The following is a 14,311-nucleotide window of genomic DNA, read 5'->3' on the forward strand; positions in this document are numbered from 1 at the left end:
CCCTGATGAAAATAAAATGCGCCCGTCACGTCGCTTTGCAGACGACAAACTGAAAAGGCGTCTTATTCGTCGGGAGACGCGGGGCGTTCCTTGGCCATGACGCGTTCCTGTGTCAGCAACCGATGGTAATCGGAAGACGTTGCCGACATTACCACGGACAGGGTGGCGATGCGAATTTTATAAAAACGGCAATCAAAAAATTGAATCCGTGTCTATATTTCGGACAGGGTCGGTGGTCTGACCAACCCTGTCACCGGCCTGCGCCGGGTACGGAGAACGCCAGCCATGTCCCGTTCATGACGTCATCAGACCTTCGCGACGAGGATCCGGAACAGCCCAGCCCGGTCGTCGGCACCAGCCGCCCGAACCTGTTCAGGGTTCTGGGCCCCGGCCTGATCACCGGTGCGTCGGACGACGACCCCAGCGGCATCGCCACCTATTCGCAGGTCGGCGCGCGATACGGCTATGCCCTGGGCTGGACGATGGTGATGTCCTATCCGCTGATGGTAGCGATCCAGATCATCAGCGCGCGCATCGGCCGCACGACGGGGCATGGCATCGCCGGGGTCCTGCGATTGCATCATCCGTCCTGGCTGCTGGCGTCGGTGGTCCTGATGCTGCTGGCGGCCAATATCATCAATCTTGGCGCCGACCTGGGGGCGATGGCGGATGCGCTGACCCTGCTGCTGCCGGCACCCCGGGTGCTGTATGTCGTTCTGATGGCGGCGATCTGCATTTCGATGCAGTTGTTCCTTGAATATACGCGCTATGTCGCCGTACTGAAGTGGCTGACGCTGGCGCTGTTCGCCTATTTCGGGACCCTGGCGTTCGTTCATATCGATTGGCGCGCGTGCGCGCGTGGCCTGGTCTGGCCCGGCGGCCCCTGGGACCGCGACGCGATCGTGGCGGTGGTTGCGGTCCTGGGAACCACCATCAGCCCCTATCTGTTCTTCTGGCAGGCGTCGGAGGAGGTGGAGGACATGCATGTCTATCCCCTGCGCACCGACCTGTATGACGCGCCGTCGCAGGGCAGGCGCGCGCTGCATCGCATCGAGATCGACACGCTGGTGGGCATGGGGTTTTCGAACCTCGTGGCACTGGCGATCATCATGACCACGGCGGCCACCCTGCACCCGCGCGGGATCCTGAGCATCGAGACATCGGCGCAGGCCGCCGAGGCGCTGAGTCCGCTGGCGGGCCGCCTGGCGTCGGAGATTTTCACGCTGGGCATCGTCGGCACCGGACTGCTGGCGGTGCCGGTGCTGGCCGGATCCGCCGCCTATGCGGTGGGGGAGATGCGGCGCTGGCCCATGGGTCTCGCCCGGCGGCCCAAGGAGGCCCAGGCCTTCTACGCCGTGCTGGTCATCGCGACATTGATCGGCATGATCCTGAATTTTACTCCGATCAACCCGATCAGGGCCTTGTACTGGAGCGCGGTGATCAACGGCGTGACGTCGGTGCCGGTCATGATCGTGATGATGCTGCTGGCGTCGCGGCGCGACATCATGGGGCCATTCGCGATCCGGGGGATCCTGCGGGTGCTGGGCTGGCTGGCGACCGGGGTGATGGCGGCCATCGTCGTCGCGATGTTCGTCACGGCGTTCTGACCGCGCCGATCAGGTCGGTCGCCGGTCGGTCATCCGCCGGGCCAGGAGGCGGGTGATCGCGGGCATGGCCAGCAGCACCACCACGAAGCGCACCATCTGCATGGCCATGACGAACGGCACGTCCACATGGCTGGACACGGCGATGATGGCGACCGAATCCGCGCCGCCCGGGCTGGTGGCCAGATAGGCGGTCAGCGGATCGATATGGGCCAGGCGGACCAGGAGGGCGGCCATGCCGCCGCACAGGGCGATCAGGGCGGCGATCGCCGCCAGCACGCGCGGGGCGGCGCGGGCCGCATGCAGCAGGATGGCGCGGGTGAAGCGCAGCCCGATGCTCCAGCCCACCAGGGTATAGGACGCGGCCAGCAGCCACGGCGGCAGGGTCAGGGACATCGCGTTCGTGTCCTGCAGGATGGTCCCTGCCACCAGCGGGACCAGCAGCGGCCCGGCGGGGATGGGCAGCCGCCGCGCCAGGGCGACGCCGCCGCCGACCAGCGCCAGCGTTTCGCCGAACGGCAGAAGAGGCGTCGCCGGGAACCAGTCGATCGCGGGCGGGTGGCCGCCGCCGGCCCCCCATAGCCGCGCGACCAGCGACGCGCATAGCGCCACGCACATGACCCGCAGATACTGCATGAACGCAACCAGCCTCATGTCCGCGCCGAACGCGCCGGCCATCAGGACCATGACGCTGGCCGCGCCGGGCGATGACCCCCACAGCGCCGTCGTGCCCGGCAGCACCCGCCAGCGTGTCAGCAGGCATCCCAGCACGACGCTGGCCAGCATGACCGAGATCACGCCGCCCAGGAACAGCGGCCAGTCCCGCAGGGCCTCGTGCAGGATCGCGGGTTGCAGGGTCCTGGCGATCATGCATCCGATCACGCCCTGCGCCAGCGTGAAGGGCCAGTGCGGCACCCGTACCGTACCCTCCAGGACGGACAGCGCGATTGCTGCCCCCATCGGGCCCAGCAGCAGCGCCGCCGGGATATGCAGCCCTTCCAGCACCAGGACCAGCGTGCCGGACAGCGCCAGCAACGCCCCCCATTGCGCAGGCAGCGGCCATGTGGCGGGTGGCCGGACAGAGGGGGAGGGCCGGGACACGTGGACGGTCAGGCCCCGGCCAGCGTGACCGACGCCGCGTCCGTCACGCGGGACAGGCGCGGGAAGATATGACGGATCGCCATGTCATGCAGGTCGGACGAGGGGCTGGCGCAGGTATCTTCGGGCACCACCACGTCATAACCCAGTTCCCAGGCCTGGCGCAGGGTGGATTCCACACCGAAATTGGTAGCGATGCCGCCCAGGACGATCGTACGGATGCCCCGCCGGCGCAGTTGCAGGTCCAGTTCGGTGCCGTGGAAGGCGCCCCATTGGCGTTTCGTGACGACGATGTCCGTAGGCTGGGCCAGCCCCTCGGCCAGGGTGCTCCAGTCCGGGGGCAGGTTTTCCAGGGCGGCGCGGGGCGTGGGCGCATCCACGTTCTGGGGCGGGGCATCGCGAAAATCGGCCGAGAATGCGACGCGGACCAGCACGACGGGGGCGCCGGCCTGGCGGAAGCGCGCGGCCAGATGGCGGCTGGCCTTCAGAACCTCGGTCCCCGTGCGTGGGGCGAGCGGCAGGCCGATGATGCCGTTCTGGAGGTCGATCAGGACAAGGGCGGTGGTACAGGGGTCGAGGGCGGGCATCGGCATGCCTCCATGACAGGAAAAGCGGGACATGATATGCGAGGATTGGCTCGCAAATGGATAATTGAGGATGTCCTCGCAAAAGGCAACATCGCCGATGATATCGGCCGAACCGGTCGCGCCCAAACGCCCGCGCGGGCGGATGCGGGTTGCGGCCATCCTGGAGGCGGCGTCCGATTTGTTCCACGACAAGGGGTTCGACGGCACGACGATGACCGAGATCGCCGCGCGGTCCGGCACCGCCATCGGTTCGCTGTATCGTTTCTTCCCCACCAAGGAGGTCCTGGCCGATGCGCTGCTGGGCGATTATTTCGCGCGGCTGAACGAACGGCTGGACCGGATCGCGGCCATGGCCGGGCAGATGGAGCCGGACGGGCTGGCCGATGCACTGATCGACATGGCTTTGGAGTTGCAGGCGGAACGCGCGGCGGCCGTAATCCTGGTGGAGGCCCGGCGCGACGGCCCCTATCGCCGTGGATTCCTGCGGGATTTCATCCGGGGCCGGATTGCCGGGATCCTGTGCTCGGCGATGCCGGAGCTGCCGCCGGACCGTGCGGCGACCGTCGCGACGCTGCTTCAGCATCTGCTGAAGACGGTCCCGGCCCTGACGGAGGAGGAGCGGACCACCGGCGCGCCGCTGCTGGCCGAACTACGTAGGGCGGCGCGGCTGTATGTCCGGGACGCCGGGCGCTGGGTGCCTGTTTGAAAATGTTGAAAATGCGGGCCGGCGGCGATCCGACGCGCGCCTTCCGTGTTCGAAGACACACGTCGGATCGCCCGCGGAATGCAGTTCAGGGCGTCAGGCCGACGGCCGCCATGACCAGGTGCATGGCGCCGGCGAAGACCCCCATGGTGGCCACGCCGGCCAGCCACAGGGCGACCATCCATCCAAGCTGGGTGCGGGGCCGGAAGGGAATGCGCATCAATGATATCCTTCCCCGTGACGGACCTTGCCGCGGAACACGTAATAGGCCCAGGCGGTGTAGATCAGGATGAACGGAATCACGAACAGCGCACCGACCAGCGCGAAGCCCATGCTTTCGGGGGGCGCCGCCGCATCGCGCAGCGTCAGCGCCGGCGGGATGATATTCGGCCAAAGGCTGATCCCCAGCCCGACATAGCCGAGCAGCATCAGGCCCAGCGACATCAGGAACGGCACGGTGTGATTGCCGCGTGCGTTGCCAAGGCTGCGCAGCAGTACGGCGGCGATCGCGATGACCAGCACCGGCACCACGGCCAGGATCGCCATGTTCGGCATGGTGAACCAGCGGTCGGCGATGGCCTGGTGCAACAGGGGCGTCCAGATGCTGACGATGGCGATGCAGGCCAGAAGGGCCAGTGTCAGCGGTTTCGCCAAGGCCCGCATCCGGTCATGGAGCGCCCCCTCGGTCTTGAACATCAGCCATGTCGCGCCCAGCAGCGCATAGGCCGCGAGCAGGGCCATGCCGGTGAACAGGCTGAAGGGTGACACCCAGTCGAAGGCGCCCCCGTCGTAGGATGGCCCGGTGACGTGCAGGCCGTTGATCAACCCGCCCAGTACCCAGCCCTGGCAGAGGGTGGCCAGGATCGACCCGCCGGCGAACGCCTTGTCCCAGAAGGGACGATGGGCCTCGTCGGCCTTGAAGCGGAATTCGAAGGCGACACCGCGGAAGATCAGGCCGCCCAGCATCAGCAGCAGCGGAATGTAGAAGGCGCTGAGCACGACGGAATAGACCAGCGGAAACGCCGCCATCAATCCGGCGCCCCCCAGCGCCAGCCAGGTCTCGTTCCCGTCCCATACGGGGGCGATGGTGTTGATCATCGTGTCCCGTTCCGTCCGGTCGGGGATGAAGGGGAACAGCAGGCCGATGCCCAGGTCGAAGCCGTCCATCACGACATACATCAGCACCCCGAAGGCAATGATGATCGCCCAGACCAGCGGAAGATCGATACCCATGACTCTGGTTCCTTGGGGCTGAAGGTTACAGGTCGCCAAGATTCGGCGCGGCGGACATCGGGCGGGCAGGGCGCTCGTCGGGGCGCAGGTCGTGGTCGTGGCTGGGAACGGCTTCGGGCGGCTTGGCGGCCAGGCGCAGCATGTACAGGACGCCGGTGCCGAAGATGCACACATACAGCACGACGAAGGTCAGCAGCGACGCCGTCAGCACCGGGACCGAATGGTTCGACACCGCGTCGCGGGTCCGCAGCACGCCATAGACGACCCAGGGCTGGCGGCCGATTTCGGTGGTGAGCCAGCCGGCCAGGATGGCGATCAGCCCCGCCGGCCCCATGACCAGCGCGAAGGTCAGCAGCGGCCGGAAATCGTACAGCCGCCCGCGCCACCGCGCGAACGCCGCGGCCACGCCCAGCAGCAGCATCGCGATGCCCAGCCCGACCATGACGCGGAACGTCCAGAAGATGATGGTGGAGTTGGGGCGATCCTCGGCCGGGAAATCCTTCAGGGCCGGAATCCTGCCGTTCCAGGAATGGGTCAGGATCAGGCTGCCCACATGCGGCACGGCGATCTGGTAGCGGGTTTTTTCGGCCGCCATGTCCGGCAGGCCGAACAGGATCAGCGGTACCTGGTCCTCGTCATTGTCCCAATGGCCTTCGATGGCCGCGATCTTGGCGGGCTGGTGTTCCAGCGTGTTCAGCCCATGCTGGTCGCCGGCCTCGATCTGGATCGGGGCGACGATCAGGATCATCCACATCGCCATGGACATCATACGCTTGACGGCGGGCGTGCGTTCGCCGCGCAGCAGGTGCCACGCCGCCGTGGCGCCGACGAACAGCGCCGTCGCCAGGAAGGCGGCCAGCACCATATGCGTGAAGCGGTAGGGCACCGAGGGGTTGAAGAGGATCTGCAGCCAGTCGACCGGGATCACCCGCCCATCGACGATCCTGTATCCTACCGGCGTCTGCATCCAGCTGTTCGACACCAGGATCCAGGTGGCGGAAATCAGCGTGCCCAGCGCGACCATGACGGTGGCAAACAGATGCAGTCCCTTGCCCACCTTGTCCCAGCCGAACAGGGCCACACCCAGGAACCCTGCCTCGAGGAAGAAGGCCGTCAGGACTTCGTAGGTCAGCAGGGGGCCGGTCACGGTGCCCGCCCGGGCTGAAAAATAGCTCCAGTTCGTGCCGAATTCGTAGGCCATCACCAGGCCGGACACCACGCCCATGGCGAAATTGACCGCGAAGATCTGCGACCAGTAGCGGCAGAGCTGAAGATAGACCGGGTCCTTTTTCCACAGCCACAGCGCCTCGAGAAACGTCATGTAGCTGGCCAGGCCGATGGTGATGGCCGGAAAGATGATGTGGAAGGAAACCGTGAAGCCGAACTGGATGCGCGCCAGTTCCAATGCGCTCAGGCCGAACATGATGGGTGCCTCCTTGCCGCGGGCCGGATGTCGAGATGGCGTGCCAGGCAATGCCGGAACAATATCCATACAAAATAAAAACAATGAACCCATATGTCCGCAAAATGTATGGGTCAAGAGGGGGCGTGCGAACCCCCGTCGCCTGGGTGGAACGTGGCGGAACCACGGAGGATGCCTCGCCGGACGCGGATTTCCCATATCGCCGCCCGGATAAGGACAGCTGCGGCGCAGGGACCCGGCAGGCAGATACCGTCCGACATGGACGGGTTGTGTGCAGGGTATGGCTGGATTGGGCGGAAGCGGGTTAATTGTATGGATATGTTGACGAATTGTCAGTATCACGACCGTGCAACAGACCCGAGAACCGAATGTCCGCCGCTGACCTGATGCCTGGCTGGAAGCAGTATATCGACCGCAATGCCGGCCCCCTCTACCTGTCGATCGTCGAGGCGCTGGCGGACTCCATCCGCCGGGACGAAATCCACGAGGGCGACCGGCTGCCGCCGCAGCGGGCCGTGGCCAAGGCGCTGGGCACGGACCTTACGACCGTCACGCGCGCCTTCGCCGAGGCCCGGCGGCGCGGCCTGATCGAGGCGACGGTCGGGCGGGGGACGTTCGTGCGCGTCGGCGCGACCGAGACGCGCTGGCGCAATGCCGGACGCGCAGTGGTCGACCTGACCATGAACCTGCCGCCGATCCCCGAGAACCCGTCGCTGCAACAACTGATCCAGAACGATATCAGCCGCATTCTGCGCCGGCAGGATCTGCACGCCCTGCTGTCCTACCGCGTGACCGGCGGCACCAGCGAGGAACGGCAACTGGGCGCCGGCTGGATGAAGCCGATGCTGGGCGCGCGCCCGGCGGACGAGATCCTGGTGGTGCCCGGGGCGCAGAGCGCGATGAGCGCCGTGGTCTCGACCCTGGCGGCACCGGGCGACGTGATCGTGACCGATCGCTTCACCTATCCCGGCATCCGCACGCTGGCGGCCCAGTTCGGGCTGCTGCTGGCGGGGGTGGACAGCGACCGGGAGGGGATGGTGCCAGACCTGCTGGACCGGGCCTGCCGCCAGCATCGGCCGCGCATGATCTACTGCACGCCCACCATCCAGAACCCGACCACCGCCACCATGTCGCTGGTGCGGCGCGAGGCCATCCTGGCGGTTGCGAAGGCCCATAACGTCCAGATCCTGGAGGACGACCCCTACAGCCTGCTGCTGGATCAGCCGCCGCCGGCGCTGGCGGCGCTGGACCCGTCGCGTGTCTTCTACGTCTCGACCCTGGCGAAGGTGCTGTCGCCTGGCCTGCGGCTGGCGTTCCTGGTCGCCCCGCAGGACGCGGTCCAGCGTATGAGTTCGGCAGTCCGGGCGATTTCCCTGACCTGTTCGGGCCTGATGACCAGCCTGGTCGCGCGCTGGATGCAGGACGGCCAGGCCCAGGCGATCGTGCAGGCCATCCGCACGGAGTTGCGCCTGCGCCAGGCGGCGGCGCGTGCGATCCTGGGCGACGGGCACTGCATGCACCCCGACGGCCCGCATGTCTGGCTGAAGCTGCCGGACTGGTGGGGCAGCGTGGATTTCGTGTCCTACGCGCGTCGCCAGGGGCTGGGGCTGGTGCCCAGCACCGTCTTCACCGTCGAGGGCGAACCTGCGCAACGCGTGCGGATCGCGCTGGGCAGCGCCCCGACCCTCGACAGTCTGGAGGCGTCGCTGCATGGCGTCGTCTCGGTGCTGCAGCACAAGCGCTCGCCGGGCTACACCGATATCGTCTGACCGGCCTGCTTCAGGGCTGTTCGGCCCGGTCTGTTCGCCCATGCACCGACAATATGGACATTATTCGTTTTTTCGCGTCGGCGAAAAACATCCGCGTTTTCGGTGGTTTGGGGGGATGCTGTCGGCATTGCATGGGGGCGGCCGAAGAAATGTCGGGGGATGAATGGCGGTGTTCCGCCCGGCATGGGAAAATTGTATGGTTTTGTATGCAGTTTCGTCCGGATACGACTCTTGAGGATTGTCGTGATTGTATGTCACGACTCCTCCTGTCAGTTCATACGGTCACGGCCCGGTGCCGTGCCCTGGCAGGAGAATCCCGATGCCCAAGGTCGAACATGCCCCGCACAAGAACGGTGACGTCTTCGTCGATTACGAAAACAAGGTCTTCGAGGACGTAAAGGCCCAGCCGGGCGAGAAGGCACTGGTCACCTTTCATACCGTCGCGTTCGAAGGCTCGATCGGCTTCGTCAACCTGTTGCAGGCGACGCGCCTGATCCGCAAGGGGTTCGACACGTCGGTGCTGTTGTATGGTCCCGGCGTGACGCTAGGCGTGCAGCGCGGCTTTCCCCGGCTGGGGGACGAGGCCTTTCCCGGCCATATGAACGCCAACCGACAGATCGTGAAGATCCTTGAAGAAGGCGGCAAGGTCTATGCCTGCCGCTTTGCCCTGCAGGCGCTGTACGGCCATGGCGAGCAGTCGCTGATCCCGGGCATCACGCCGATCAACCCGCAGGACGTGCTGGACCTTATCCTGCTGGCGCGGCGGGACAACGCCTTCATCCTCGATACCTGGACGGTCTGAACCTGGGGCGCGGGAGGGGACGATGAACCGCATGATCCGGGCGGCGGCGGCGCAGATCGCCCCCGTCTTCGACGAGACGGGGCTGGGCACCGCCGAGAAAATCTGCCGCACCATCGCGGACGCCGCACGGCAGGGCGTGCAGATCATCGTCTTTCCCGAAACCATCGTGCCGTACTATCCCTATTTCTCGTTCATCCGTCCGGCGTTCCGGATGGGGGCGGAGCACCTGGCGCTGTACGACCGCGCGGTCGTCGTGCCCGGCCCGGTGACCGAGATGGTGGGCGCCGCGGCACGGGCGGCCGGGATGGTCGTCGTGCTGGGCGTCAACGAACGCGATTGCGGCACGCTGTACAACACGCAGCTGGTCTTCGACGCGACGGGCGAGCTGATCCTGAAACGGCGCAAGATCACGCCGACCTATCACGAACGCATGGTCTGGGGGCAAGGCGACGGCGCCGGCCTGAAGGTGGTGGACAGTGCCGCCGGACGGATCGGTGCGCTGGCCTGCTGGGAGCATTACAACCCGCTGGCCCGCTACGCGCTGATGACCCAGCATGAGGAAATCCATTGCGCGCAGTTTCCCGGATCGCTGGTGGGACAGGTCTTCGCCGACCAGATGGAGGTGACGATCCGACATCATGCGCTGGAATCGGGATGTTTCGTCATCAATGCGACGGGGTGGCTGTCCGACGGGCAGATTTCTGACATCGCCGGCGACCCGGCGCTGGAAGGCCCGCTGCGCGGCGGCTGCTTCACCGCGATCGTCTCGCCGGAAGGAAAATTGCTGGCGGAACCCCTGTGCGAGGGCGAAGGACTGGTGCTGGCCGACCTCGATTTCGGCCTGATCACCAAGCGCAAGCGGATGATGGATTCGGTCGGTCATTACGCGCGTCCCGAATTGTTGAGCCTGCTGCACGACCGCCGTCCGGCGCGGACGGTCCAGTACCGGGACGACCCGCCCGAGGCGGTGGAACCCGACAGTCTTCACGACAGGACATAAGACGATGCCGATCCCCGCCGCCGCGCCGACGGACAGCCGCCGGTTGATCACCGACCTTCAATCGCTGGGTCTGCAATTCGCCGGCAGCGGCGACGCCGTCGTCCGCAAGGGGGGCGCCGGTCCGTCGGACCACAGGGCGGTGACAATCGCCGGCCAGACCGTCATGGTGCCGATCTACACGATGGGTGCGCGTCGCTCGCCCTTCCTGGCCGATCCGCCCGACGCGCGGGGGGCGAGCGTGTTGCGGCACGAGGGCCGGCCGGTCGGCACTATCCGCTTTCCGACGCCGCCGCGTTTCTATGGCCTGCAGACGGCGGACGGCATTCCCTATTGGAAAATTGCCTTGTTGCACGGGCGGGATACGCTGGCGACCACGGTGCACCAGACCTGCATCCGCTATGCCGACCGGCGCACGTCGTGCCAGTTCTGCGCCATCGGCCAGTCGCTGGAGGCCGGCCGTACCATTGCCTACAAGACGCCGCAGCACCTGGCCGAGGTCGCACGCGCGGCCGTCGAACTGGACGGCGTGCGGGACATGGTGCTGACGACCGGCACGCCCAACGCGGTCGATCGCGGTGCCGCGGTCCTGGCGGACAGTACGGCGGCGATCAGGGCGGCGGTTGACCTGCCCATTCAGGTGCAATGCGAACCACCGCGCGACCATGCCTGGTTTGCCCGCCTGCGCGCGGCCGGGGCCGCCAGCCTGGGCATGCATCTGGAAGCCGCGACCCAGGACGTGCGGGCGCGGATCATGCCGGGCAAGGCGACCGTCAGCGTCGATCGTTACATGGACGCCTTCGCCGAGGCCGTGCCGGTCTTCGGACGCGGGCAGGTGAACACCTACATCCTCGCCGGGCTGGGCGACACGGCGGAGCAGATCCTGGCGCTGGCCGAACGGCTGATCGCGCTTGGCGTCTATCCGTTCGTCGTTCCGTTCGTGCCGATTTCCGGCACCCCGCTGGAACATCACCCGGCGCCGACGCCGGATTTCATGCGCGCGGTGCTGGCCCCGCTGGGCCGCATGCTGCGCGCCGCGGACATGCGGTCTTCCGCGATCAAGGCGGGGTGCGGCCGATGCGGCGCCTGTTCCTCGCTGTCCGCCTACGAGGATTGAGCGATGGAAAGCGACCGGTTCGACGCCCCGCCTTTCGCGCCCAGCGAATATATCGTCCGGCTGGCGCGCACGCGCTGGGAGCGGGCGGGGCATTTCGCCCTGCGGCGGGCGGTCTTCTGCCAGGAACAGCGCGTCTTTGCGACCGACGATCGCGACGCGGTCGACGATGTCGCGATCCCCATCGTCGCCGCCTGCTGCGTCGCGGGCATGCCCGAACAGGTGGTGGGCGCGGTGCGGATCCATGAATCGGAACCGGGCTTGTGGCGCGGGTCGCGGCTGGCGGTGCATGCGGACCATCGGCGGCTGGGCCGCATCGGCGGCGAGCTGATCCGCATGGCCGTCTGCACCGCGCACGGGCTGGGCGCCACGCGCTTCCTGGCGCAGGTGCAGGCGCAGAACGTGCCGTTCTTCCGACGCCTGCACTGGCATAGCCTGGAGGAGATCGCCCTGCACGGCCTGCCGCACCATGTGATGGAGGCCGACCTGGCGCAGTACCTGCCCCATGGATGCGAGCAGACCTGGCTGCTGCGGCCGCAGCGCGCGGCGCGGAGGCGGGCATGACGGTCCCCGACCTCGCGGCACTGGCCCGCCAGATCCGCGAGGGGCAGGCGCTGGCGGGCAAGCACGACATCGCCGGGGTCGTGGCACGCCTGGGGCTTCCCGCCGACGGGGCGCCGCGCCTTGGGGATGATTGCGCCGCCATTCCGGATGGCGACGGCTTCCTGCTGTTCGCCACCGAAGGGTTCCAGGACGGGTTCGTGCAGTCCATGCCCTGGTTCGCGGGCTATTGCGGCGTCATGGTCAATGCCGGCGACGTGGCGGCGATGGGCGGCCGGCCCATCGCCGTGGTCGACGCGCTGTGGAGCCGGGATGGCGACCAGGCGGCGCCGATCCTGCAAGGGCTGGCCGATGGCGCGCGCACCTACGGCATCCCGGTGCTGGGCGGGCATACCAATCTGCGCGCCGGCCAGCAGGCCCTGTCGGTCGCCATCCTGGGCCGTGCCCGCCGCCTGCTGACCAGCTTCGACGCCCGCCCCGGCGAGGTGCTGGTCGCGGCCATCGACCTGCGCGGCCGCTGGCACGATCCGCACCCGTTCTGGGATGCCAGTTCCGCGCTGTGCGGCACGGAGGCGGCCGGGCGCCTGCGCGGGGACCTGGATATCCTGCCCGGCATCGCCGAGGACGGGCTGAGCCGCGCCGCCAAGGATATCAGCATGGCCGGCCTGGTCGGCACGGCCCTGATGCTGGCCGAATGCTCGCGCATCGGCATCACCATAGACCTTGGCGTCCTTCCCGCGCCGCCGGGCGTGGACATGGGGCGGTGGCTGGCGGCTTTCCCCAGCTATGGTTTCCTGCTGACCGCGCGACCGGACGACGTGCCCGCCGTCCTGGCCCGCTTCGCCGCGCGCGGCATCGCGGCGTCGGCCATCGGCACCTGCCAGGACGGGACGCACCTCGACCTGATCCGGGACGGGGTGCGCGAGACGGTCTGGGACCTGGCGCATGCGCCCCTGATGGGATGCGCGCCATGACGCGGCGGATCGGCATCGTGGCGCATTCCACCAATCCGCGCGGCGGCGTCGTGCATGCCATGCACCTGGCCGAGGCCCTGTGCGCGGCAGGCGACGATGTCACCCTGATCGCGCCGGACGTCGCGGGGAGCGGTTTTTTTCGCCAGCCTGCCTGCCCGGTGATCTGCATCCCCGCGCGGCCCGCGGCCGACGTCGCGTCGATGGTCGAACGGCGGATCGTCGAGATCCGCGACGCCGTGCGGGGACTGCGGCTGGATATCGTCCACGCGCAGGATCCGATCGGCGCGAACGCGCTGGCCGACCTGGTCGCCGAGGGGGCGCTGCCGGGCTTCGTCCGGACGGTGCATCACCTGGACCGGTTCGACGATGCGCGCCTGGCGGCACGGCAGGACCGGGGTGTCCGCGCGGCGACGGAAGTACTGTGCGTCAGCGACATGTGGCGGGTCGCGCTGCGCGATCGCTATGGACGCGACGTCGAGGTCGTCGGCAATGGCGTCGATACCCGGCGGTACGCGTCCTATGCCGATGGCCATGACGACGGAATCCGCCGCGCATTGGGGCTGGACGAGGACGCCGTCATCGTGCTGGCCGTGGGCGGGGTGGAGGCACGCAAGAACACCATCGCCCTGTTCGATGCCTGCCTGGCGTTGCGGAGCGACTGGCCGCGCCTGCATCTGGTGATCGCGGGTGGCGCGACGCTGCTGGACCATGGGGCCTATCGCGCCGCCTTCGACGCGCGGGTGCGGACCGCCGGCGGGGCCGGCTGGGTGACTCTGGCCGGAGTGATCGCCGACGATGCCATGCCGGCGCTGTACCGCGCAGCACATGTCCTGGCCTATCCGTCGGTGAGCGAAGGGTTCGGCCTCTGCCCGCTGGAAGCCCTGGCCTGCGGCATTCCCGTCGTGCTGCCGCGCCAGGCGCCGTTCAGCGAACATCTGCGGGCCGACGACGCCCTGTGGTGCGGCCCCGGCGACGCCGATGGCCTGCACGGGGCCATCGGCCGCGCGCTGGAGGCCGGAACGCGGCGGACGTTTCGCGCGCGGGGGCCGGAGATCGCCGGCCGCTTCACCTGGGCGACCGTCGCCGCCGCGCATCACCCCGCCTATGACCGCCTGTCCCGAAAGGCCGCCGTCGATGCCTGAAATGCTGTTTCACGTCCGATGGCCGGACGGTGCGGAAAGCCGGTGCTATTCGCCGTCGCTGGTCGTCGCCGACCATCTGGCGTGCGGGCAATCCTATCGCGTGCCGGACTTCCTGGCCCGCAGTCGTGCGGCCCTCACCGAGGCCAGCGCACGGGTGCAGGCCCGGTACGGTTTCCCCTGCAGCCGTGCGCTGGCGCAACTGGACGAGATCGAGCGCCGATGCGCCGCCTTCGCGGAGGCGCCCGGCGCGCGGATTCATGTCGTGGGATTCGATCAACATTCATCCTGACAGCAGGAGACTCCA

The 14,311-nt window shown here is 67.8% G+C and carries 15 protein-coding genes; 10 read left to right on the forward strand and 5 right to left on the reverse strand.

The window, feature by feature from the left end; all coding sequences use genetic code 11:
* The first annotated feature begins 296 nt into the window (after nt 1–296).
* A complete protein-coding gene (locus HLH28_RS04715) occupies nt 297–1,607 on the forward strand; it encodes an NRAMP family divalent metal transporter (RefSeq protein WP_182955258.1) in 1,311 nt (436 codons plus the stop codon).
* Nucleotides 1,608–1,616: 9 nt separating this feature from the next.
* Here the strand turns inward: HLH28_RS04715 and HLH28_RS04720 are convergent, their stop codons facing one another.
* On the reverse strand, nt 1,617–2,705 hold the full coding sequence (locus tag HLH28_RS04720; RefSeq protein ID WP_182955261.1) for an AbrB family transcriptional regulator: 1,089 nt from the start codon (nt 2,703–2,705) through the stop codon (nt 1,617–1,619).
* An 8-nt stretch (nt 2,706–2,713) separates the two neighbouring features.
* Nucleotides 2,714–3,289 carry a hydrolase gene (locus HLH28_RS04725; protein WP_182955263.1) on the reverse strand — a complete coding sequence of 192 codons (576 nt, stop codon included), beginning with the start codon at nt 3,287–3,289 and terminating at the stop codon, nt 2,714–2,716.
* Between the two features lie 70 nt (nt 3,290–3,359).
* Here HLH28_RS04725 and HLH28_RS04730 point away from each other — a divergent pair, with 70 nt between their 5' ends.
* A complete protein-coding gene (locus HLH28_RS04730; protein WP_182955266.1) occupies nt 3,360–3,995 on the forward strand; it encodes a TetR/AcrR family transcriptional regulator in 636 nt (211 codons plus the stop codon).
* 85 nt (nt 3,996–4,080) lie between these two features.
* On the opposite strand, the gene HLH28_RS04735 is transcribed toward HLH28_RS04730, so the two are convergent.
* Genes HLH28_RS04735 through HLH28_RS04745 form a run of 3 tightly spaced genes read right to left on the reverse strand, consistent with a single transcriptional unit; the run spans nt 4,081 to nt 6,648 of the window.
* A complete protein-coding gene (locus HLH28_RS04735; RefSeq protein WP_182955269.1) occupies nt 4,081–4,212 on the reverse strand; it encodes a DUF2474 family protein in 132 nt (43 codons plus the stop codon).
* Entirely contained in the window at nt 4,212–5,225 is a 1,014-nt protein-coding gene (cydB, locus tag HLH28_RS04740; protein WP_182955271.1) for a cytochrome d ubiquinol oxidase subunit II, read from the reverse strand. Before cydB ends, HLH28_RS04735 begins: the two co-directional genes overlap by 1 nt.
* Nucleotides 5,226–5,250: 25 nt before the next feature.
* Nucleotides 5,251–6,648 (reverse strand): cytochrome ubiquinol oxidase subunit I, encoded by a 1,398-nt coding sequence (locus HLH28_RS04745; RefSeq protein WP_182955275.1) that lies wholly within the window; start codon nt 6,646–6,648, stop codon nt 5,251–5,253.
* A 368-nt stretch (nt 6,649–7,016) separates the two neighbouring features.
* On the opposite strand from HLH28_RS04745, the gene HLH28_RS04750 reads away from it, so the two are divergent.
* The 8 genes from HLH28_RS04750 (at nt 7,017) to HLH28_RS04785 (ending at nt 14,296) form a co-directional block, all read left to right on the forward strand.
* Complete coding sequence (locus HLH28_RS04750) at nt 7,017–8,417, forward strand: aminotransferase-like domain-containing protein (protein WP_182955278.1); 1,401 nt, start codon at nt 7,017–7,019, stop codon at nt 8,415–8,417.
* Between the two features lie 319 nt (nt 8,418–8,736).
* A complete protein-coding gene (locus HLH28_RS04755; protein ID WP_182955281.1) occupies nt 8,737–9,219 on the forward strand; it encodes an MSMEG_0572/Sll0783 family nitrogen starvation response protein in 483 nt (160 codons plus the stop codon).
* A gap of 22 nt (nt 9,220–9,241) precedes the next feature.
* A complete protein-coding gene (locus tag HLH28_RS04760) occupies nt 9,242–10,219 on the forward strand; it encodes a Nit6803 family nitrilase (RefSeq protein ID WP_182955283.1) in 978 nt (325 codons plus the stop codon).
* A 4-nt stretch (nt 10,220–10,223) separates the two neighbouring features.
* Nucleotides 10,224–11,333 carry an MSMEG_0568 family radical SAM protein gene (locus HLH28_RS04765; protein WP_182955286.1) on the forward strand — a complete coding sequence of 370 codons (1,110 nt, stop codon included), beginning with the start codon at nt 10,224–10,226 and terminating at the stop codon, nt 11,331–11,333.
* Nucleotides 11,334–11,336: 3 nt separating this feature from the next.
* Complete coding sequence (locus HLH28_RS04770; protein WP_182955288.1) at nt 11,337–11,894, forward strand: MSMEG_0567/Sll0786 family nitrogen starvation N-acetyltransferase; 558 nt, start codon at nt 11,337–11,339, stop codon at nt 11,892–11,894.
* On the forward strand, nt 11,891–12,865 hold the full coding sequence (locus HLH28_RS04775; RefSeq protein WP_182955291.1) for a sll0787 family AIR synthase-like protein: 975 nt from the start codon (nt 11,891–11,893) through the stop codon (nt 12,863–12,865). The genes HLH28_RS04770 and HLH28_RS04775 overlap by 4 nt, the downstream gene beginning before the upstream one ends.
* The gene (locus tag HLH28_RS04780; RefSeq protein ID WP_182955294.1) at nt 12,862–14,007 is read left to right on the forward strand and encodes an MSMEG_0565 family glycosyltransferase; all 1,146 of its coding nucleotides are present in this window, start codon (nt 12,862–12,864) and stop codon (nt 14,005–14,007) included. Before HLH28_RS04775 ends, HLH28_RS04780 begins: the two co-directional genes overlap by 4 nt.
* The gene (locus HLH28_RS04785; RefSeq protein ID WP_182955296.1) at nt 14,000–14,296 is read left to right on the forward strand and encodes an MSMEG_0570 family nitrogen starvation response protein; all 297 of its coding nucleotides are present in this window, start codon (nt 14,000–14,002) and stop codon (nt 14,294–14,296) included. Before HLH28_RS04780 ends, HLH28_RS04785 begins: the two co-directional genes overlap by 8 nt.
* The last annotated feature ends 15 nt before the right edge of the window (nt 14,297–14,311 follow it).

The sequence above is a fragment of the Gluconacetobacter tumulisoli genome, assembly GCF_014174155.1.
GTDB lineage: Bacteria > Pseudomonadota > Alphaproteobacteria > Acetobacterales > Acetobacteraceae > Gluconacetobacter > Gluconacetobacter tumulisoli.